The organism is Streptomyces sp. 63XJN7_1_ISO-PGPR-S23-121 (assembly GCF_056173025.1).
This window is the reverse complement of record NZ_CM149653.1, coordinates 3,870,586-3,892,518: the sequence shown is the minus strand read 5'-3', so window position 1 is coordinate 3,892,518 and position 21,933 is coordinate 3,870,586. Positions and strand designations below refer to the sequence as shown.

Below are 21,933 nucleotides of genomic sequence, written 5' to 3'. Positions count from 1 at the left end.
CCAGCCGCGGTGGCTAGGTCGGCACCAGCATCCGGCCTCGCGCCGACCTCGCCCGACGCCTCGAGGATGCGGTGTGTGCCCGTTGGCAGCCACGGGTCCGCGCCCAGGCCCGCAAGCATGCCGCCACCAGTACCGGCCTGGCCCTCGATACCCGGGCCCGCTTCGGTCTTACCGCCGCCCCCGGCATCACCGACGACGCACGCATCCGCCACCTCACCCTCGCCCTGCCCCTGTCCCACGCAGCCCGCCTCCTCGACTCCCAGGACCAAGGCGCCGGTGAACAGCAGCTGCGGGCCCTGGCGGCCGAAGCGCTCGGCGAGGCTACTTCGGCGACGGTGGCCGCCGCGCCGCAGGCCTGGAGGCCGTGGACGTCGAGCACGTGGAGTTCGACCTGTAGGGGTGCAGGTACGGCAGGGCTTGTGTGCATTCGTATGGCTCCGACCCAGCGGGGAGGACACTTCCGCCGTCTTCGCCTGGTCCGCGAGCTTCGAAGCATCCCCGCGTCGGCGGGGAGGACCGCACGGGCCTGGTCAAGGATAGGCAGGAAGGCGAAGCACCCCCGCGTCGGCGGGGAGGACGCCGGGGAGTTGGCGGCGTGTCACCAGCTCTACGAAGCACCCCCGCGGGCGCGGGGGGCGCCAACACCCCGGCTCCTACCGACCCACGGCGGCCGTCAGGGCACCGCCTGTCCAGCCGCGCCCTCGACCGTTCCGCCGTGCTCCTGGCTGTGTTCGTACTGGGTGCGTGCTTCGGCTATGGCGCGTTGCCAGCTGCGTTTGGCGCCGCCGTGCTCGTGGGCGAGGCGGGCGGCCGTGCCGCGCGGGTATCCGCCGGCTTCCCGGAGTTCGGCGAGGACTATGGCGACAGCGCGGTCGCGCCAGGCCCGGCCGTGCCCGCTGCCCTGGTTACCCCGGCCGTCTCCCGGGCGCCGCCCCGCTGCTCCGAGCCGGCCGGTGCCGACTTCCGTCTTCCAGACGGTCCAGAACGCTTCTACGGCTTCCTGGGTGTAGTAGTGGGTGCAGTTCACGATGCACGCCACCTGGGGGAACCGGCGCTGCTCGGGGTAGCGCTCGCGCTGGCCCGCCCAGCGGTTCACTGTGGCTGCCGATGCCCCGGTGTACTCCATGACCCACGCCCGGCTCACCACCCACGAGCCGTCCACCATCCGACGCGACGCCCCGGTCTCGCCCACCACCACTCCCTCGCCCTTGTGCGCAGCGATCTGTCAGCCCACTCTTCAGCCCCCTGCTACGCCCACTCCACCCCCAGGGCCCGCAGCGCCTCCATGTCCACGAGTGGTCTGTCTGATCAGTGGGGGTTGGGTTGGCCTGGGCTGATCAGTTCGGTGCTGGTAGTGCGGGGCTTCCGGCTGGGCTCGGTTGTGGAGGACTGGTGGCTTGGGCTGTGTCCTGAGCTGTCGCTTTGGCAGGTGGAGTAGTGCTGGTCAGGAGTGTTCAGGCTCCTTGCATGCTGTTTAGGTTCGTTGACTGTTGGTATGTGCTGGTTGTGGTGTTGGGGGTGGGGTTGGTCGTGCTTTCTGTGCAGCGGTTGTAGCGTCCGGTGAAGGCGTCCCGCCGCCGCGTCGGCATGCCTCCGATGCGCCTGCGGAACTCGAAGGCGTTCAAGGAAGCTGTGGCTCTCATGCTCGCAGAGCTGGCTCACCGGTGGGTGACGCTCGCGCCATCGCCGGTCGAAGACACGATCGAGAAGAACGTGAACACGGCGGCGCAGCGGCTGAGGTCCAGGTGCGCTCCGCCTGGCGGTACTTCGACGCCGCTGCCCTCGTCGACTGTCTCGCCGACGACGCGCACGCTTTCGCCGAGCAAAGCGCCCCGGACACGGGCCAGGCGCCGATGCTGCCGATCGACAATCCCGAACGGGCACTGCTCCTTGCCGGTGTCTCTGGATTCTCTGGCGCAGACGGGCGGTGACCTGTGCTCGGTGATCGTCAATGTGGCGGTCAACGTCTGGGTGGCCGGCCACATCCAGGGCGAGGACGGCTGTACGGGCTGCGAGTCCAGTCTCGGCCCGGCCGACGCGACTGGGAGGCCAGGATGTGCACCATCACCGAGATGCAGCCGGACATCAGCAAGTGGTTCGCCGCGAGTGTGGCCCCGTACTGTAAACGACGCGGCTCCTCCGTCTCCCGGCGCTGACTGCAGCGCGACACGGGACGGTGGCCGGCCACCAACGACGGTGACCGCTCTCCCGCGCACCACGCAGCCCGCCCGTTCCGCTGGCCGCCCTCCCTACCGCGCTGGCCGTCTCCTTGCCCGGCATCTGAACGCCCCGCCCCCGGCAGGGGGCGGGCCCGTATGCTGCGCCCGTCCGGCGCACCGCCCGCAGGAGGGAAACCGCCCCACCGTGTTCTCGCAGACCCCTGTTTACGACCGTCTGGTCGCCGAACGCGGCGACATTCCCGTCCAGGTCCGCGGCGAAGCCGACCGGATCCACCGCGACCTCGCACAGGTACTGCGCCAGATGTCCATCACCCAGCCGGATGCGCCACGAAGCGCCTTCGAACCGAAGCAGCCTCCCACTGCCCTGTAGCGGCTCAGGCCCCAGGGGTTCTGCCGGTCAAGGAACGTTGACGGTGGTCCGGGCGGCAACGGCACCCTCCGCTGCGCCATGGCGGGTGGCAGAGCGCCGCAAGGTCATGCGGAAAGGCTGCGCACGCAGCCCGCGTCGCGGCCAGTGCGGAGAGGGCAGGTTCGCCGCCTCGCAGGCGCTGCTTGACGCGGACCCCGTCCAGGACGGCGTCCATGGCCGACAGGGCGATTCCCGCCGCGATGCAGTCGCGGACGAGCGCAGCACTGTCCACCCCGACAGCGGCGATCCACGCCCGCGTCTGCTCCGGCCACAGCCCCAGCTGCGCCCAGATGCGCGCCAAGGGACGCTGGCCCGTACCCAGGCGCCCACCTCCCCCTAGATCACCTGAGCTTCCCAAGCTGATGTACCAGTGTCAGTGGCCAGTGCGAAGATCCCGGTCGACCAACTGAGTGGGGGAGTCATGGGCACATGGGACATCCAGCCGTTCGACAACGACACAGCCGCGGACTTCGCAAACGATCTGGACGACGCCGACACGCCGGAGCGTGAAGCCCTCATCCGCATGGTTCTCATGCGGGCTGCCGACAGCAAGGACTACCTGGAGGCCCCCGAAGCCGAGGAAGCAGTAGCGGCCGCTGCCCTGGTGGCCGCCCAATGCTCCGGTACTGAGCCGGCCAACATTCCGTACGGCCCTGAAGAGCCGATTCCGACCCTGCCCGCGGACCTGAGGTCGTTGGCCGTCGCATCCCTGGACCGGGTCCTCGCAGACGAATCCGAGCTCTCCGAGCTTTGGGAGGAGTCCGAGGGCGGCAGAGCCTGGAAACGAAGCATCGGCCAGCTGCGCCAGGTACTCGATCCGGCGCCTCAGACACAAAGGGATGCGCTGTTCGAAATCTGAGCCGTGCCCGTCGCCGTACTGATCCCGGGCCGTCCCTGGGCCGTCCGGCGCCGGCCGGCAGCGGTCAACGACGACCAATGTTGACTCCGCAGAACCGCTATTGCGGGGCTTGTCCCGGCGGGGCAGTGTCCGTACGGCCCGGAGTCGGCCCGACCGACGACCGTAGCTCAGAACCCGAGCATGATGGGGCGTGCGTCCGATCGGCCGTAGGCGAGGATGCGCGTGAGGGCCTCCCTCATGCGGGCTACCTCCGCGGCTGGTGCATGGAGCACTGCCTCGACCACCGGGTCGTCCAGGAACAACGCTTCCAGGGAATCGGGGTCGAACGTGACCCGCAAGATGTCTCCTTCCAGCTCCGCCGTTCGTATGCATCCGTACGCGGTGCATTGGTCGGGGGTGACAACGCAGTACGAATCGCTACCGTTGCGGATGCTCTGCGCATCGGGTTCCTCGAAGGAGCACTGGAACTCGATGGCGAAGCTCTCTTCGTCGTCCGACTCGGCAACCCCGGCAGCCAGGGAATAGATGTCTGGCCCCGGCTCGTGCCACCCGTAGGCGATGTTCGCAGTGAATCTGTAGGTCACAGGCGTGGTCTATCAGGGCCTGCTGCGGCCGATGACGTGAGGTCGGCGGAGTCTCAAGGCTTGAGTCAAGGGCCTTGGCTGGGCCGGGGGTCGCGGTCAGGTGTCGGTGTCGGCGGCCGCTTCGAGGAGGTTCATGGCGTGGTTGTGGAAGCGGCGTTCGACGTCGCGGCAGGGGGCGTTGAAGAAGGCCCGTTGAGCTTCGGCGAGATCGCAGTTCAGCAGGCCCATAGTCACGAACACGGCTTCGACTCCGTGACAGCCGTTGTCCTTGAGGAACTGCTGGAGCGCGTCCTTGTCGCCGGTTGCCTCCCAAACGGGCCGGGTGGTTTCCTGCATGGCAGCGATGCGCGCTGAGCCTTCTGCGCTGAAGGCCACTGGACCCGCCTTTCTGGTGTGGCCCGCAGGCTATCGCCGGGTCGGCGGGGCGCGCTGGCGTGTGCAAAGGCGCCGCAACTGCCGGGTCGCTAGGCCGTCACCATCTCCGTCCCAGTCGACAGTGGTGGTGATGCTGCGGTTGCCCCCTGCCGAGTTGCAGCGTCGGTGTGTTGAGCAGTGCTCCAGCGGCTGCTCGGGGTCCGCGTCCAGCAGCCACCGTGCGTGCCGCACGCAGACCCGCCGCCAGCGCGGCACGTACTGCGCCAGCTCGGCGCCCTACTTCCTCGAGGGTACGCGTGCACGGCGGCCAGGCGGTTTCTTCACATGATGCAAGATGGCAGTCGGTCGACCGGACCGAATGGAGCGAGGCAGGAGCGAGGGGGCGTGATGACACTCGTCATTGAGCTGCGGCGGGGAGCCTCAACCTCCCGGACCGGGCGGAAGTCAGGACCGCGTCCCGCCGCAGGCACGCTGGAGCGGATCGTCCTCGACGACGAGCTCTGGACGGCCGTGGAAACCCTGGGACGAGACCGGCTGCCCACCCTGGCTGATATAGACCCTTACGGGGACACCGCGCTGCGAGGTGCGGCAGTGGACCGGATGGTGCGGGAGTTGCAGGCATCGATGAGTTCTCGGCTGCGAGGCACCGAGAGCCGGGCCGTCTCAACGCTCCTGGCCTGGGGCCTGCGCTGCCGTGAGGACAGAGAGTTGCTCATCGCCTTCTCGGGTGACTGAAGGGTTCCGTCCTGCTCACGGCAGGAAGTACCTACCAAGGCTTGAGCAACGACACCAGGAGCGCTAGCCGGGCAACGGTGCCAACGCGGGACAGGACCAGTCCGCCGTGGCGCCGAGTTCAGCTCAGCGCGGGAGCCGGAGGGGGCCTCCCCCTGAGTGGTGGACACGCTGATACTGGATCTGCTTGATCCGGAGGAAGCGAGAAGACCGCCGATGGCGATGAAGGACTACTCGGACCAGTTCAAGGCCGATGCCGTGGCCCTGTACGAGTCCACCCCCGGGGCGACGTACAAGAGCATCGCCGCCGACCTGGGCATCAACCGGGCCACCCTGCGCGAGTGGGTGCTGCGGGACCGGGAACGCCGGGGTGCCGGCCCGGCCGCCGCCCGGGCCGGGCAGACAGCCGCCCGAGCCACGCAGGCGGCGCCGTCCGCGGACCCGGACGAGCGGATCCGGCAGCTCGAGGCGAGGGTGGCCGAGCTCGAGGCGAATGAGCGCAAGCTCGCGACCGAGCGGGACATACTCCGCAAGGCGGCCAAGTATTTCGCCGGGGAGACGAACTGGTGAGGAGCCGCTTCCAGTTCGTCGACGACCACCGGGACGCCTTCGAGGTGAAGCGGCTCTGCGAGGTCCTGGACCTCAACCGGTCCAGCTACTACAAGTGGCTCTCCGGCCGGGAGGCCAGGCAGGTCCGGCAGCGGGCCGACGAGCGCCTGGCCGCGAGGATCCGTGAGGTCCACGTGCATTCCGGCGGCGCCTACGGCTCTCCGCGGGTGACCGCCGAGCTCCGCGACCAGGGCCTGCACGTCAACGAGAAACGCATCGCCCGCGTCATGCGGACCTTTGCCATCACCGGCGTCCGCCTGCGCAGACGCGTCCGCACCACCGTCCCGGATCCGGCGGCCTCCCAGGTCCCGGACCTCTTCCAGCGGGACTTCACCGCCGCCGAGCCGGGCCGCAAATACATGGGCGACATCACCTATCTGCCCCTCGCGGATGGCGGGTTCCTCTACCTCGCCACAGTCCTGGACTGCTTCAGCCGCAAGGTCGTCGGCTGGTCCATCGCCGACCACATGCGCACCGACCTGGTCGCCGACGCGCTGCTGATGACCGCCCGCACCCGCGGCGGCCTGGAAGGCTCCACCTTCCACTCCGACCACGGAGCCCAATACGGCTCCAGAGCCTTCGCCCGCCTCTGCGACCAGCTCCAGGTCACCCGGTCGATGGGCGCGGTCGGCTCCAGCGCGGACAACGCCGCCTGCGAGAGCTTCCACGCGTCACTCAAACGCGAGACCCTCCAGGGAGCCCACGACTACGGCGACGCCGCCACCTGCAGAAGGACGGTCTTCGCCTGGCTGACCCGCTACAACACCCGCCGCCGGCACTCCGCCTGCGGCCACCTCAGCCCCAACGAATACGAACGACGACACCACACCGCTAAGCTCACGCTCGCCGCGTGATCAACGAAGCGTGTCCACCATCACGGGGGAAGGCCCGAGCACGGTGCCGGAGCCGGCGGCACGACCGTGGTGACGGAACGCGAAAGCCTGCGCTTCCTCCACGGCGACGGACTGTTCGAGGGTGACGGTCACTTCAGCACGGTGGAGGGGCCGCACCACATCGACTCCGTGCAGTGCGACGGTTCCCCACACCGCGGCGCTGCGGGTGTGGAAACGAAGACGATCACCGGACGTCACGTCCGTACCGCCCTGTTCCTCCGGCAGGAGGGCGATGTCGGCAGTGAAGCAGGCGTGGGCGCTGATGGACCCCGGCGCCGCGAGTACCTGGCCCCTCTCCACCGCATCCGCTGGGATGCCCTGCAGCAGTATCCCCACATGCATATCCGCGCGCGCCTCGTCGATACGGATGCGACTGGCGTCGATGCCCGCCACGCTAGCGGTGCCGCCTTCCAGGCCAACGATCTCCACCTCGTCCCCCGTGCGCACCCGCCCACGTTCGATTCGGCCCGTCAGCATGACAATCCGGCCCTGCTGCAGGCTGAAAACGTCCTCGACGGACATCAGGAATGGCTTCCCCACCGCACTGATCAATGCCTGACCCACAGATCCACCCTCAGGCCCTACGTCACACCACCAAGGCTTGAGGCTAACAACGCTCGATGCTCAGAGAGAGCCCGACGTCAGGCCCCCGCCCGGCTGTCGCGCCGCGCTCCTCGTCTCCCCCCCATTCCGAGCAACACCAGGTCCGCCGCGCTCGGCCGCCGCGCCCAGCCGGCCCGGGAGGTGCTCGACCTGCGCACCGCGCTGACGTGGACAGGGCCGCCCCTTCCTCGCAGTGAGCGCTCACTTGCGCGGCTTGGTGCTGTGCGGGGGAGTGTCGGCATCGGCTGAAGGGGCTGCTCCGCGCCCCCATGTGCGGTTGAGCCCACGGCCGCCCGGCTCCCTCGGGCGACCCGGCATCTTCACTCCGGGACCCCGGTGCCTGGACGCGCCCGCCACTGAGCAGGCCTGCGGTGCCTGCCTTCCCCCACCTCTAGGAGTAAGCGCACGACCAGTCTTGTGACCGTCCACCACATCGGCCGGTCGCGTCCCGGCATGAGCACCGACTTCGAGGCGGACTGCCCGTGCCGAAGGCCCCGTGCGGGCTCGTCGTGTACGGCCGGTGAAGCCTGCGATCAGCACCACTGGTCAGCGGCGAAGACCATACGCGAGGGGCAGGCTGCGCAGGACGGCGCGATCCCATAGCCGACGGGTCTCGAGCTGTCCCCGCTGGGGCCGATCGGATGCCGGCCTGGTCAGGACTGGACGTGGAGAAGGGTCTTGCGGCGTTCCCGTGTTGATCTTGCTGCGTCGTAACTGAGACTGAAGCGTGATCAACTTCCGTACAACTCTCGGTAAACGTCGAATTCCTCACGTGGCGTTCCGGAACTTGGCGCAGTGTTGTCCGTTTCCTGCCCGTTGACCTGACGTTCTGTTGAGGCGTTAGTTACCTCTGGCTACTTTGTGAATCTTGTGGGTGGGGTGTGGCAGGGATGTGGACCCGGTTGTGGGGCGGGCGAGGAGTGCTGCCCGGTCTGAGGGGCCGTGCGGGGGGACCTGCCGGAGATGGTCGCGGTGCCACTGCGGGTATGACGGCGGTGGTGTGTGCGGCAGTGGTTGCTGCTCTGGTGCCGGGGCCGGTGGCCTACGCGGCTGACGAGGAGCCGCCGGCTCCGGCGCCGTTGTCGGAGGGGCAGCAGGCCCTCGAGCAGGCGCAGGAGTCCGGTCAGCGGGTGGAGGTGACGGGGGAGCGGACGGAGCGGACCACGGTGTTCGCCAACCCCGACGGCTACACGTTCACGCTGGAGGAGTCGTCGGTCCCGGTGCGGGTTCCGGTGTCGGGTGGTGGCTGGCAGAAGCCGGACGCGACGCTGGTGCAGCACGCGGACGGCACGGTGGGCCCCAAGGGGGCCGCCGTGCAGATGGCGTTCTCCGGCGGCGGCGACGGCCCGCTCGCGCGGATCGAGGACGACGGCCGCTCACTCGCGCTGGACTGGCCGGGCACCCTGCCCGCCCCGCGCCTGGACGGGCCGAGCGCCCTGTACCCGGAGGTCCTGCCGGGCGTCGACCTGCAGGTCACGGCGACACCGCAGAGCTTCCACCACGTCCTGGTCGTCAAGACCCCTGAGGCGGCCGCGAGCGAGGAACTGCAGAAGCTCACCTTCGGCCTCGAGACCGAGAACCTCGCCGTCCGTGAGGGCGCGGCCGGCAATCTCGCGGCGGTCGACGGCAACGGCACCACGGTGTTCAAGGCCCCGCCGGCCCGGATGTGGGACTCCGCCGGCCAGAACACCACCAGCGGCACCCAGACCCAGCTGATGACCGCCGCTACCGACGACCCCGCACCCGGCGCCACGGGCGAGCCGGCGGACCCGGCCGAGACGGCACCGTCCGGATCGGGCCTGGAACCGGGCCAGGGCGACACGGTGGCCCGCATGGCCGTCGAGGTCGGCAAGGGAACGCTGTCCGTCATCCCCGACGCCGACATGCTCACCTCCACCGCCAAATCCGCGTTCCCCGTGTTCATCGACCCGACAGTGACCTGGGGCGAGTCGGAGCGCACGCTGCTGCGCAGCGACGGCTACGAGTCCTACGGCTGGGGCAACGGCGACGACGACCAGGGCAAGGGCGCCGGCAAGTGCGGCACCTGGGCCGGCTACTACTGCGGCCCCGGCTACGTGCAGAAGCTGTACTTCGAGTTCTCCCCGTCCAGCCTGAGCGGCAAGCAGATCCTGGACGCCACCTTCCGCGTCACCGAGCCCTGGGCCTTCCAGTGCGACCCGCGCCTGGTGGACCTGGTCCGCACCAACAACATCTCCTCCTCGACCACCTGGTCCTCGCGCCCGAAGGAACTGGACTGGATGGTCGACCGGTGGGTGTCGGCCGGCCGCGGCTCCCTGTGCGACCCGGACTCGCCGGACGCGCCGATCGAGTTCAACGACAACCCCGAAGAGCCCAACGAGAACCTCACCCCCACGGTGCGGGACTTCGCGGCCGGCAAGTTCTCCCGGCTGACCCTCGAGGTCCGCGCGAACGACGAGTCGGACGCCTCCGCGTGGAAGCGGTTCAAGAACGACGCCGTCCTCGCGGTGGATTTCGTCGGCCTGCCCGACAGGCCCACGAGCGTCGGCCTGCAGGGCGGCGGCACCAGCACCACTCCGGTGTGCGAGCGCAGTGAGAGCGATCCGGCGGTCATGTCCTACCCGGAGCCGACGCTGAAGGCCACGGCCCAGACGAAGGCAGGTGGCGAGCAGGACGCACAGCTGCGGGTCTGGTTCGACGTCGACGCCAAGAGCGGCTCCACCTGGGTCGACGTGGCGCCGGGCAACGGGGAGATGAGCCCATCGACCGGCTATGTGGGTGACAACCGCGCGGTGTCGCTGAAGTGGTCGAAACTCGCCGACAACACCTTGTACCGGCTCAGCACGGCGACCACGTCCCACTACAACGGCGGAGCCAGTCGCCTGACCAGCGCCATGTCCGCCTACTGCTACTTCCGTATCGACTCCACCGCACCCAAAACCCCTCAGATCACCCTCAGCGCTCCCTACACCGCGTGCACAACCACATGCCCAGCCGGCGGCGGCCCCGGGGTAGCGGGAACACTCACCTTCAAGCCGGCGACAGGCGACGCCAACAACGTCGCTTACCAGTACAAGCGATCCGACGAGACAGCGTGGTCCGCTGAGCTGAAGGGCGCCACGGCCTCGGTGAACATCACGCCCAAGCGGGCCGGCCTGATGCGCGTGTTCGTGCGGGCCAAGGACAACGTCGGACGCTGGGGCGCACAGTCGGGCGTCGACTTCCTCGTCGCAGCCGGAGACGGACCCATCGGCCAATGGAACTTCGGCGAGGCTTCCGGAGCAGCGCAGGACACCGCAACGGCGGACGGCAGTGACAACGCGACCCTGGCCGGGGGAGCAGGACGCGACGACCGCGGCCGACGCGGCCTGATCACCCGAGACGAGAACGGCACTGCCCTGCAGACGCCGGTCACGGACAAGGGCCTGGCCCTGAACGGCAGCACCGGGTACGCAGCCACCACCACCCCGGTGGTGGAGACCCGGGCCTCCTACACGATCTCCACCTGGGCCCGAGTCGACCCCGGCGTCAACCACACCATGACCGCACTCGGCCAGATCCCGGACAACCCCAGCCCGTTCCCGAAGAAATACACCCCCTTCGGCCTCTCCTACGCGGGCGGCGGAGCCAACACCTGGAGCCTGAGCGCACTGGCCGCCGACTCAACCCTCCACAAGGCCACCGCACCCCAGGCCACACCCCGCGGAGTATGGACCCACATCGTCGGCGTCCACGACGCCGAGAAGAACGAAATGCGTCTCTACCTCAACGGCAAGCTCCAGGCCACGACCGATGCCGGAACCCCGTGGGAGACCACCGGCGCACTGCAGATCGGCCGCGCCATGTGGGCCGATGCCCCCACCGACTACTTCGCCGGCTCCATCGACGAGACCACGGTGTGGCAGCGGGCCCTGACCCCGGAAGAGATCACCGACGCGGCAGCGCCGATGAATGCGCCGGATCACGCGGCGGTGGAGCTGGTCGCGGACTGGTCGGCCGACCGCGGCAGCGGTACCACCATCGCGGACACCACCTCTGGCTACGGCAGGTCGCTGTCCCTGGCCGGCGGCGCGTCGCTCGACGGTGAGGCAATCGTGCTGGACGGTGTGGACGACGCCGCCACGGCCGCCGGACCGCTGGTGGACGACACCGGATCATTCACCGTCACCGCGCTGACCGCCCTGGACGAGGACGAGATCGCTCGCAACCCTGTCGGCTACGCCGGGCAGGTCCTGGGCCAGCGCACGGCGGACGGGTCGGCCTGGGGCCTCTGGTATGTGCGGGGCGAGAACAGAACCTTCTGGGACGAGGAGGCCATGGAAGAGCGAATCGTCCCGACGGGCCGCTGGCGCTTCGGCCGCCTCAACGCGGACGGCACGTTCAGCGCGGTGACGTCGACGGAGGAAGCCGTGATGGACGGGATGGTTCGGCTGACCGGTGTCTTCGACGCCCAGCAGGGCACAATCAGCCTCTACCTGAGCACCGTCGCCGATGGAGACCCGCAGGCCTTCACCGCGAAGATCGGCGCGGGTGAGTTCGCCGTCGGCAAGGGCTTCAGCAAGACCGCCTGGGAGCACTTCCTGCCCGCCCGGGTGGCCGAGGCGCGGGTGTGGGCCGGTGCGATGGCCGGCCCGGAGCAGATCGGCGAGAGCGTGGGCGACTGACGGTCGCCGGGTGAGGACGCCCAGGAGCTCGGCGTCCTCACCCGGTAGATGCGGCAGACGTGTCGAGGGTCTGCGAACGGCGTATCGGACTTCTTCTTCTGACGATTCTGGGTGGGGCGAACAGCGATGGTCTTTGGCATAGGCACTTCAAGACCTGCCGGTGGTGGGAACGAAAGCAGGCGGCGCACCGGGAGGCTGCTGGCGCAGTCACTGGCCTTGGCCCTGATCGTGCCTACCGGCCTGGCACAGGTGGCCCAGGCCGCCCAGTCCAGCGGTGGCCTGGGCCGTCCCGACGTGCCCAAATCCCACGTGACCAAGGTCAAGGCGTTCGACGGGCCCGGTGCGAAGGAGGCGCGGGCCAAGGTCGCCAGGGAGCGTAAGGCCAACGCGGCACAGGTGCAGCACGCGACAGCGGAACGCAAAACCGCCTGGCCCAAGCACGGCACCGCCACCGTCCCGCTCACACCCGGCACGAACCGCCAGGTGGCACCAAGCGGCGTCCCCGTGACGCTGAGCCCGGCAGTTCCCTCCAAGTCGCGTTCCGCGGCATCGGCCGCCACGGCGGCGGCCGGCGAAGCGCAGGTCACCGTCCTCGACCAGAACGCAGCGCAGAAGGCAGGCGTGACGGGTGTCCTGCTGACGGCAGCGGCGGACACGCCCGGCGCGGCCACCGTCCGCGTCGACTACAGCAGTTTCGCCTCAGCGCTCGGCGGCGGCTGGTCGCAGCGGCTGCGCCTGGTGCAGTTGCCGGCCTGTGCGCTGACCACACCCGGCAAGTCCGAGTGCCGCAAACAGACGCCACTGGTGACGGACAACGACCTGGACGACCAGACAGTATCGGCGAAAGTCAGCCTGACCCAGGCGCAGGGCGGTGCGTCCACGCAGCTCGGTGAGGCGGGCAGCGCCGCTCCCGGTGTGACGGTGCTGGCGGTCACCGCAGCGTCGGCGGGCTCGGGACAGTCCGCCAAGGGAGCCGGTGACTACTCGGCGACGCCGCTTGCGGCGTCGTCGTCCTGGGAGGCAGGCGGCAGCTCGGGCGCCTTCACCTGGTCGTACGACTTCACGATGCCGCCCGCGGCGGCCGGCCCGGTCCCGCCGCTGTCCCTGTCCTACGACTCGGGCAGCGTCGACGGCCGCACCGCGACGACCAACAACCAGACCACCACGGTCGGCGAAGGTTTTAGCCTCACCGAGTCCTACATCGAGCGTTCCTACGGCTCCTGCGACGACGACGGCCACGACGACGTCTTCGACCAGTGCTGGAAGTACGACAACGCGACGCTGGTCCTGAACGGCAAGTCCACCCGCCTGGTCAAGGACAACACCACCGGCACCTGGAGGCTGGCGGACGACGACGCCTCCACCGTGACCCGGTCCACCGGAGCGGACAACGGCGACGACAACGGCGAATACTGGACCGTCACCACCGGCGACGGCACCCGCTACGTCTTCGGCCTCAACAAGCTGGACGGCGCCGCCGACCAGCGCACGAACTCCACCTGGACCGTGCCCGTCTTCGGTGACGACTCCGGCGAACCCGGCTATAGCAGCGGCGGCGCCTTCGCCGACCGGGCCCTGACCCAGGCATGGCGCTGGAACCTCGACTACGTCGAAGACACCCGGGGTAACGCTTCCACCTATTGGTACGTCAAGGAATCGAATTACTACAAGAAGAACAAGGCGACCACGGCCAGTACCGCCTACGACCGCGGTGGCTACCTCGACCGCATCGAGTACGGGCTGCGCAAGGACGCCCTGTTCACCGACAAGGCCGATGCGAAGGTCTCCTTCACCTACGCGGAGCGCTGCACCGCCTCCGACTGCTCCAGCCTGACGAAGGACACCGCGGAGAACTGGCCGGACGTGCCGTTCGACGCGATCTGCTCCAAGGACGACGACGAGTGCAACGCCGCTGGCCCTGCATTCTTCACCCGCAAGCGGGTCACCGGCATCAACACCGTCTCCTACAACGCCACCAGCGGCGCCTACGACCCGGTCGACTCCTGGGCACTGGCTGAGGAGTACCTGGACGGCGGGGACATCGGTGACAGCTCCGACCAGGTCCTCACCCTGAAGTCGATCAAGCGGACCGCCAAGGCGGCCGACACCAGCATCACCCTCGCGCCGGTCACGTTCACCTACCAGATGCGGCCTAACCGGGTCGACGCCACCGACGACATCCTGCCCCTGACCCGCCCCCGCATCTCCACCGTCACCTCGGAGACCGGCGCGATCACCCAGGTGACCCTGTCGTCACCGGAATGCGTGCGCAGCGAAGTCCTCAACGCCGCGCCGGACTCCAACACCCGCTCCTGCTACCCGCAGTACTGGCACATCAACGGCGCTGAGAACGCCGGAATCGACTGGTTCCACAAGTACCGCGTCACCGCCGTCGGCGCCCACGACGCTGCGGCCGCCAACCCGGCCGTCGAGTACGCCTACTCCTACAGCGGCGCGGCCTGGCACTACAACGACGACCCCTTCACCCCGAAGGACGAGCGGACCTGGTCCGACTGGCGCGGCTACCGCCAGGTCACCGCCTACACAGGCGCCCTCAACACCACCCGGTCCAAGACCGTCTCCCTCTACCTGCAGGGCATGCACGGCGACAAGAACAAGGACGGCACCACCAAATCCGTCACCGTCGAGCCCCTGCTCGACACGGACGTCGACTTCACCGGCACCTCGGACGTGGACCGCTGGAAGGGCATGCTGCGCCAGCAGGTCACCTATAACGGCTCCCAGCCCATCAGCAGTGTCTTCAACAGCTACACATACAAGAACACCGCAACCCAAACGGTCCCGGACGCCGCCGACCACACCGCCCTGTGGGTGCGCAACACAACGACCAACACCGGCACCTACCTCACCGGCTCCAAGAGCTGGCGCAGCCACGTGACCACCAAGCGGTACGACGACCTCGGCATGGTCACCTCGGCTGACGACTACGGCCTCAACGGCGTGAGCGGCGACGAAACCTGCACCCGCACCTGGTACGCACGCAACCCCGACGCCGGCATCAGCAGCCTCGTCTCCCGCACCCGCACCGTCGCCAAGCAGTGCTCGGTCACTGACAGCAGCCTCAGCCTGCCCGCCAACAGCACCACGCCCGGTGACGTCCTGGCCGACACGGCGGTCGTCTACGACACCTCCGGCGCCACCACCTGGCTCGCCAACCAGAAGCCCACCAAGGGCCAGGCCACCTGGACCGGCCGCGCCACCGGCTACACCACCACCGCAGCGAGCGACGGGCAACGCCTGCCCTCCGGCTGGCAGACCACCGCCACCACCACATACGACACCCTCGGGCGTCCCCTGGCCGTCACCGACACGGCAGGCCACACCACCTCCACCGCCTACACCCCCGCAACCGCGGGTCCCCTGACCAGGACGCTCACCACCGACCCCAAGGGCTTCCGCTCGGTCAGCTTCCTCGATGCCCGCCGGGGACTCGAATACCGCAGCTACGACATCAACTCCAAGAAGACCGAGCAGACCTACGACGCGCTCGGCCGCCTCACCCAGGTATGGCTTCCCAACCAGGACCCGGCCAACGAATCCCCCAACGCGAAGTTCGCCTACCACCTCGACACCACCAAGCCGTCATGGGTGTCGACCTCATCCCTCACCAACGACGGCACCACCTACAACACGAGCTACGCGCTGTACGACTCCCTCCTGCGGCCCCTGCAGAGCCAGACGCCGACCCCCGAAGGCGGGCGGCTGCTGACCGACACGCACTACGACACCCGCGGCCTGGCAGACGAAACGTTCGCGGACATCTTCGACAGTGCCAGCACCCCCAACGGCACCTACACCCGGTCCGAATACGGCGGGGCCCCCACCCAGACGGAAACCGTCTACGACGGCGCCGGCCGGGCAACCACCAAGACCCTGCTGGTCATGGGTGTCAAGAAGTGGGCCACCACCACCAGCTACACCGGTGACTCCACCGCCACCACCGCTCTCCAGGGCGGCTCCGCACAGCGCACCATCACCGACATCCGCGGCAACACCATCGAAACCCGCAACTACGCCGGCACCACCCCCGCCGACGCCGACTACGGCACCAGCCCCACCACCCCCTACACCTCCACAAAGTTCACCTACACCCTCGACGGCCGGCAGAAGACCATCGCCGGCCCGGACGGAGCCACCTGGTCCTACGACTACGACCTGTTCGGCCGCCAGACCAGCACGAACGACCCCGACAAGGGCAAGGCGACCACCGAGTACAACACCCTCGACCAGGCCATCAAGGCCACGGACTCCCGCGGCAAAACGATCCTGAGCGACTACGACGAACTCGGCCGCCCCACCGCCACCTGGGCAGGCTCGAAGACCGACGCCAACCAGCTCACCGGCTACACCTACGACACGCTCCTCAAGGGCCAGCCGACCTCCTCCACCCGCTACATCGGAGGCAAGACCGGCGCCGCATACACCCAGGCCGTCACCGAGCACGACACCATGGGCCGCGCCATCAAAACGGAGCTGCAGCTACCCGCCAGCGACCCGTTCGTCAAGGCAGGCCAGCCCGCCACCCTCGCGTTCGAGACGCACTACAACACTCCCGGCGCAGTGCAACAGAGCAGCGAGCCGGCACTCGGCGGCCTGCCCTCCGAAATCACCGCCTACAAACACGACAAGCTCGGCAACCTCACCTCCATCGGCTCCTACCTCACCGACATCGACTACTCGGCCCTCACCGAACCCCAGACACTGACCCTGGGCACCGGCACGGGAAGCGTCTTCGTCGCCAACGACTTCGAGAAGGGCACCGGCCGCCTCACCCAAAGCTACGTCCAGGACAACACCCACCCCTACCAGCTGCAGCACCTCGACTACACCTACGACCAGGCCGGCAACGTCACCTCCATCGCCGATGCCACCACCCTCGGCGGCACCAGCAGTGCCGACACCCAGTGCTTCACCTACGACGCCCACCAGCGCCTGACCGAAGCCTGGACCCCCACTACCGCCCAGAAGTGCACCGACACCCCCAGCGCCACCGCACTCGCAGGCCCCGCCCCCTACTGGAGCAGCTACACCTACAACACCGCAGGCCAGCGCACCACCGAAACCCAGCACACCAGCAGCGCCACCACCAAAACCACCTACTGCTATACCAACACCGCCCAGCCCCACACTCTGACCGGTACCACCGCCAAGACCGACTGCACGAACCCCGAAAGGACCTACACCTACGACACTGCCGGCAACACCACCAAGCGCCCTGGTACCAGCAACGCCACGCAGGCTCTGAACTGGTCGGAAGAAGGCAAGCTCACCAGCCTCACCGAGAACGACCAGAGCACCGACTACCTCTACGGCGCAGACGGCACCCTCCTCATCCGCACCACCGAAAACGGCGAACGCGTCCTCTACGCCGGCGCCACCGAACTCCACCTCCGCGCCGACGGCACCACCTGGGCCCAGCGCTACTACGCCGCCGACGGCATCACCGCCGCCATGAGCTCCAACCAGACCGGCACCCAGAAGTTCACCTACCTCATCAGCGACCCCCACGGCACCTCCAGCCTGGCCATCAACCGCGACAGCGCCCTGTCCTTCGCTAAGCGCTACACCACGCCCTTCGGTGAGGACCGCGGCAAACCGCTGTACGGCCCCTGGCCCGACGACAAGGGATTCCTCGGCAAGACCCGTGACACGACTACCGGGCTCACTCATATCGGCGCGCGCGAATACGATTCCAAGCTGGGTCAGTTCATCAGCGTCGACCCGCTCCTGGAAACGGTCAACCCTCAGACACTTAATGGTTACTCCTATGGAGCACAGAATCCCTTCCTATTCTCCGATCCCACTGGCATGGGTCTTGCCTGCGGCGGAGCTGGCGGAGCGTCGGAGGGCTGTCCGAATCGCCCCGATGGCTCGAAGGGCAACGGAAGGCCTAATGAAGCCGTCTCCGAACCACCCGCTACCCAGCACCCCTGCAACAGCAACTGCGGAACTGTTGCTGGGGACAGTGCAGGGACGGTTAAATCCGTAAACGGAAATGAGTGCAGTTGGCACTCTGTCTGCGGCCTTAAGGGGGGCTGGAATGCAACAACTGATTGGATTTCAGACAATAAGGCAGTGATTGGTCAGATCGTCACCGAAGTTGCGGTGGGGGGCCTGTGTTACTCCACCGCCGTAGGTGCAGGGGTAGCAACCGGAGGTGCGGGATTCGCTGCGGCCACGGGATGTGGTGCGGTCGCAGGCGCTGCCGGCAAGGCCGTCGGGAACGCCTTGACACCAGACGCGGATCACAGCATGTCCGGTCAACTGAAGGGCCAGCTTGAAGGCGCTATATGGGGCGCTGCCGGAAACTCGGTCGGATTCTCCATCGCAAGCAAGCTGGGTTCCCTCTGTCACAGCTTCCTTCCGGGGACCGGTGTTCTGCTTGCTGATGGAACACACAAGGCCATCGAGGACGTCGAAATCGGTGACACCGTCGTCACCACTGATCCTGAAACTGGGGAAACAACTCAGAAGAAGGTCGTCGACACCATAACCACTGAGGACGACAAGAACTTCACTGAGCTGACCGTAGAAACGGGTGACGGAACCTCCAGCATCGTCGCAACCGACACGCACCCGTTCTGGATCGTCGATCGCCACGAATGGGTCTATGCAGGGGCCATCCACCCCGGCCAGTGGCTGCGCACTAGCGCAGGCACCCGCGTCCAGGTCACCGCAATTAGCCACTACACCAAGCGTCAACGTACGCATGACCTGACCGTCGATGACATCCATGCGTACTATGTCTTGGCGGGGGCCACACCGGTCCTGGTTCACAACTGTAATGTCCTGTTGACCCAGGCGGAGTTGGACACTCTTCAGGTTGGTCCATTCGCTGATAACCCAGTCCCTGCTACTGGCCCGGTTGTAACGCCTGCTCAGAGCGCCGCGATGCAAGGCAGGGCCTGCCACACATGTGGCGGGACGACCCCGACTATGATCGGAGATCATCAGCCGTCCACAGGAATTGGGCCGGCCAGTCTCCCCCGAAACCTGTTCCCGCATTGTGGGAACTGCAGCGACTTGCAATCAGTCGCCGTACAGAAGGCTCAGAGGATGTTGAGAGAGCATGGCTACCATGACCCATCGTTCGCGGGCCTACCGGGATATCCGAGCGCGAGAGAGAAGCTAGTCGAACTCTTGCCGAGACATACGCAGTAGCTTCAGAGTACCGCGCCGGGCTTCCTGAACTGGAATGCCCGGCGCGCACCGTTGTCAGAGTAGTAGGTAGGGAGCGCTCAAGTGTTGGTGGGTAGAGCAGATATTTTCTTGAATCACCCTGTGCTTCGTATTGGTTCTGCTGAGATTCCTGACGACGTGGTGGCCTTGCAGGGTTCGATGCTAATCGCCAGTGAAACACACCTTCACCTCGCTGCGCGCGCCCAAGTTGGGCTGGTGCGTGTGAGGCTGTGGAGTGTGGCGAGTCCACTTGAGGGAGTCGTGATCTTCGATGGCTCTCTGCGTTTGGATGACGGCGTGGTCTGTGTCGGCGACGTACTGGGATTCTCCAGTTATAGGTACGGCCCCGGCGTTCTAGGGAATCGGCGAATGCTCGTCTCAGTTGATGATCCAGGAAATGCATCCATGGTTGATGTCGTGCTCGATCCGGGAATGCAAGAGGTGGCTCTTACTGCTTGCCGGGGTTACCCGCTTCCGTCTTTTCGCGTAACGGATGCATCGAGTCTTGATTCGACTGATGAGCTTGGGCTCATTCTTTCTGCGCACAACATTCCCTTGAGTCGTCTCGCAGCTGCGCTGAAGGTTGTCTTTTTGGCGATGGGTAATGACGATGCTGCACGGCGTTCAGTCATGATGGATTTCCGAGTTCGGATGATTGGGGAATGGTTGCGGCGGATTTCGCCGACCCTGTCTGAAGGGCAGACTTCATCGATTAATTCGTTCATCTTGGAAAGAATGCAGGGTGAACCGCCGGTCGATGTCGATTCCTTCTCCATTAACATCTCTTCCGAAGTCATGCGTCGTGCGACAGCTTGATCACTCTCCGGGTCATGTCTGAGAGAGAAGCTGAAGCCCCGGTGGTGGCGTCTCTGCGGGCCCGTCAGTGGTGTACGAAGGCAGTAGTTGATGGCAACGTAAGCGGATCTGGATCGCGGAGGAGGTCGGTTCGGCGCCGTCACCGCCTGGTTCGAAGCCTGTGTCTGCGGTGGTAATTTCCTGGGCCACGTTGAGGAGCCGTGCCGCGAGGACTGCACCGGCTACTACCCGGTGAGCGGCTACCTCGTCCTCGGCCCTGGCCGGTGGCCCGCAGGCCACCGGCCAGCCCGGCGACGGCTACGGCCCCACTCAGGCCACCTGGACCGACTGACCCCCGTCAGTCCCACCCCGGGCCACCGGCCCCGCACCCGGGCGACCACAACCCTGAGCGCGGAGCCGATCGGCACACCCGGGCCGGGCCGCCCGTTCACCCGGCTGATACCAACGGAGGACTCTGTTACGACACCTGAGGACAGCGAGCCCGGCATCATCCTCCCCTTCCGCCGCCCGCGCCCCACGCAGCCCCAGTGGCCGAAATGCCCGGCATGCGGAACCGTTTGGGCACCTGGATTCAGCGGCGACCCCGCATGGCTCTTCACCGCCGGGTCCGAGCTGGACAGCTACACCGGCGTGCCCCACTGCCTCCACCGCCAGCAGCCCTTCTCCAGCCGCCTGCTGCGCGCCGACCGCATCCTGGACGAGGTCCAGGCCGCCGGCGGCGACGCCCGGATGATCTGCGAGCTGTTCGGCCTCGGTATCGGGGCCGCCACCCGTTACACCGCCGCTGACGGCCCCGGCCTGCGACGAGGGACGCGGTGACGCCCCGGCCCCTCCCGGGGGCGAGGGCACGGCGCCGGCCGGGATACCGGGCCAGGACCCCGCGCCGCCGGGCCGAGGGCCCGTGGAGGGCTGGAGGGCCAAGCCGTTGGTCTGCGTCAAACGTGTCGGCACACTCTTCACCGACTCCGTCCCACATGCCTGTCGGGCACTCGACGATCGTCGGGCCCGGTCCTCCCGTCGGAGGACCGGGCCCGACGCGTGCCGACCAGGGCCCGGCCCGGTCACCGGCCCACCGGCTCCGGGTACCGCTCCCGCCGGCGGTCGGGGTTATCGGTGCCGAGCCGCACCCACTTCTCACGGCGCTGCAGGGCGGGCAGCGTGGTGGCGAACACCGAGACCGCGATGCCGTCGACCGCCTCGGCGAGCGCCTCCAGGCGCCGCTGCAGCAGGTGCTCCTCCTTGCCCGCCAGGACGACGTGCAGCGGCGGGAAGCGCTCGCTGCGGGTGTACCGGTAGCGCGACCAGAACGGGAACGTGCCGCCGATGGTGCCGCGGGCTCCCTCCCAGACGCGGTGCCCGGCGTACCGCTCGTAGTCCCAGACCTCACGGGCGAGCTTGGCCCGGGACATCGTGCCGTTGTCTATCTTGTAGAGGCCGGCCTCGGCGATCCTGCCCGGCACGTGGAGGACGGCGTCGGTGTTGAACGTTCAGCCCGGTCTCCTTGATCGCGTGGTTGACCTCCACCTGCCAGTCAGTCAGGTAGTGGCGGCCGCCGACGGCGAGGATCGTCTCCGAACCTCCGAAAGAGGAATCCGCCGTCAGCGTAGTGCGCCGCAGCACGGCCCCTGTGGCCGCGCTGCGGCTCTGTAGCGCCCCCACGGGCGTGCCAGGGCGCAGCACAGCCCTTTTGCGGGGTGGGTGGGGTGGGGCGCGGCACCGGCCGCCGCCTGCCACGCGGCAGGGGCACCGGGCGTCCGTTGCACTCCTGCCCTTGCTGCGCGGCCCCGGCGGGGCTGCGCGTCGAGGCGTGCTGCGGGCGTCTCAGCTCGCTGCGTTGTTCTGCCGGGTTCACCCATTCCCAGTCGGTGAGGAAGTCGGGGTGGTGTTGCCATTGCTGGGCGATGGTGGTGAGGGTGTCCCACGTGCCGGCGAGGGCGGGCTCGTTGTCCCATTCGCGGTGGGCCCGTGGCCCGTGCCTGGCCCAGCAGGGCGCGTACCGCGTTGTTGAGCGCCTGGACAGCTCGGTCCGT

14 protein-coding genes and 1 pseudogene are annotated in these 21,933 nt (G+C 67.8%); 9 read left to right on the top strand and 6 right to left on the bottom strand.

Annotated elements, in window-relative coordinates; translation table 11 throughout:
- Positions 1–32: 32 nt before the first annotated feature.
- A pseudogene (gene tpg, locus AC0VYN_RS17185) lies at positions 33–397 on the top strand (telomere-protecting terminal protein Tpg); the annotation flags it as partial.
- A gap of 276 nt (positions 398–673) precedes the next feature.
- Here tpg and AC0VYN_RS17180 read toward each other — a convergent pair.
- Positions 674–1,192 (bottom strand): hypothetical protein, encoded by a 519-nt coding sequence (locus AC0VYN_RS17180; RefSeq protein ID WP_475536768.1) that lies wholly within the window; start codon positions 1,190–1,192, stop codon positions 674–676.
- 466 nt (positions 1,193–1,658) lie between these two features.
- Entirely contained in the window at positions 1,659–1,952 is a 294-nt protein-coding gene (locus AC0VYN_RS17175) for a hypothetical protein (protein WP_475536767.1), read from the bottom strand.
- A 412-nt stretch (positions 1,953–2,364) separates the two neighbouring features.
- Here AC0VYN_RS17175 and AC0VYN_RS17170 point away from each other — a divergent pair, with 412 nt between their 5' ends.
- Together AC0VYN_RS17170 and AC0VYN_RS17165 are read left to right on the top strand one after the other, a co-directional pair.
- Complete coding sequence (locus AC0VYN_RS17170; RefSeq protein WP_475536766.1) at positions 2,365–2,550, top strand: hypothetical protein; 186 nt, start codon at positions 2,365–2,367, stop codon at positions 2,548–2,550.
- A 460-nt stretch (positions 2,551–3,010) separates the two neighbouring features.
- On the top strand, positions 3,011–3,448 hold the full coding sequence (locus AC0VYN_RS17165) for a DUF4259 domain-containing protein (RefSeq protein WP_475536765.1): 438 nt from the start codon (positions 3,011–3,013) through the stop codon (positions 3,446–3,448).
- A gap of 167 nt (positions 3,449–3,615) precedes the next feature.
- Here the strand turns inward: AC0VYN_RS17165 and AC0VYN_RS17160 are convergent, their stop codons facing one another.
- Positions 3,616–4,032 (bottom strand): Imm10 family immunity protein, encoded by a 417-nt coding sequence (locus AC0VYN_RS17160; RefSeq protein ID WP_475536764.1) that lies wholly within the window; start codon positions 4,030–4,032, stop codon positions 3,616–3,618.
- Between the two features lie 96 nt (positions 4,033–4,128).
- Positions 4,129–4,407 carry a hypothetical protein gene (locus AC0VYN_RS17155; RefSeq protein WP_475536763.1) on the bottom strand — a complete coding sequence of 93 codons (279 nt, stop codon included), beginning with the start codon at positions 4,405–4,407 and terminating at the stop codon, positions 4,129–4,131.
- Positions 4,408–4,791: 384 nt separating this feature from the next.
- Between AC0VYN_RS17155 and AC0VYN_RS17150 the strand changes: the two genes are divergently transcribed.
- Positions 4,792–5,142 (top strand): hypothetical protein, encoded by a 351-nt coding sequence (locus tag AC0VYN_RS17150; RefSeq protein ID WP_475536762.1) that lies wholly within the window; start codon positions 4,792–4,794, stop codon positions 5,140–5,142.
- A gap of 213 nt (positions 5,143–5,355) precedes the next feature.
- Positions 5,356–6,602, top strand: a protein-coding gene (locus tag AC0VYN_RS17145) for an IS3 family transposase (protein ID WP_475532227.1) whose coding sequence is annotated in 2 segments (ribosomal slippage) — positions 5,356–5,689 and positions 5,689–6,602 — 1,248 coding nt in all. Because the reading frame shifts where the segments join, the coding sequence is not laid out codon by codon here.
- Here AC0VYN_RS17145 and AC0VYN_RS17140 read toward each other — a convergent pair.
- A complete protein-coding gene (locus AC0VYN_RS17140; RefSeq protein ID WP_475536761.1) occupies positions 6,603–7,163 on the bottom strand; it encodes an EF-Tu/IF-2/RF-3 family GTPase in 561 nt (186 codons plus the stop codon).
- 1,067 nt (positions 7,164–8,230) lie between these two features.
- Here AC0VYN_RS17140 and AC0VYN_RS17135 point away from each other — a divergent pair.
- From AC0VYN_RS17135 to AC0VYN_RS17120, 4 genes are all read left to right on the top strand, one after another.
- Entirely contained in the window at positions 8,231–11,887 is a 3,657-nt protein-coding gene (locus AC0VYN_RS17135; protein ID WP_475536760.1) for a LamG-like jellyroll fold domain-containing protein, read from the top strand.
- Between the two features lie 126 nt (positions 11,888–12,013).
- The gene (locus AC0VYN_RS17130) at positions 12,014–19,069 is read left to right on the top strand and encodes a polymorphic toxin-type HINT domain-containing protein (RefSeq protein ID WP_475536759.1); all 7,056 of its coding nucleotides are present in this window, start codon (positions 12,014–12,016) and stop codon (positions 19,067–19,069) included.
- Positions 19,070–19,150: 81 nt separating this feature from the next.
- Positions 19,151–19,903, top strand: a complete 753-nt coding sequence (locus tag AC0VYN_RS17125; RefSeq protein ID WP_475536758.1) for a hypothetical protein — start codon at positions 19,151–19,153, stop codon at positions 19,901–19,903.
- A 630-nt stretch (positions 19,904–20,533) separates the two neighbouring features.
- Positions 20,534–20,722 carry a hypothetical protein gene (locus AC0VYN_RS17120; RefSeq protein ID WP_475536757.1) on the top strand — a complete coding sequence of 63 codons (189 nt, stop codon included), beginning with the start codon at positions 20,534–20,536 and terminating at the stop codon, positions 20,720–20,722.
- Between the two features lie 242 nt (positions 20,723–20,964).
- Here the strand turns inward: AC0VYN_RS17120 and AC0VYN_RS17115 are convergent, their stop codons facing one another.
- Positions 20,965–21,363, bottom strand: coding sequence for a replication-relaxation family protein (locus AC0VYN_RS17115; RefSeq protein WP_475536756.1), 399 nt, complete (start codon positions 21,361–21,363; stop codon positions 20,965–20,967).
- Between the last annotated feature and the right edge of the window lie 570 nt (positions 21,364–21,933).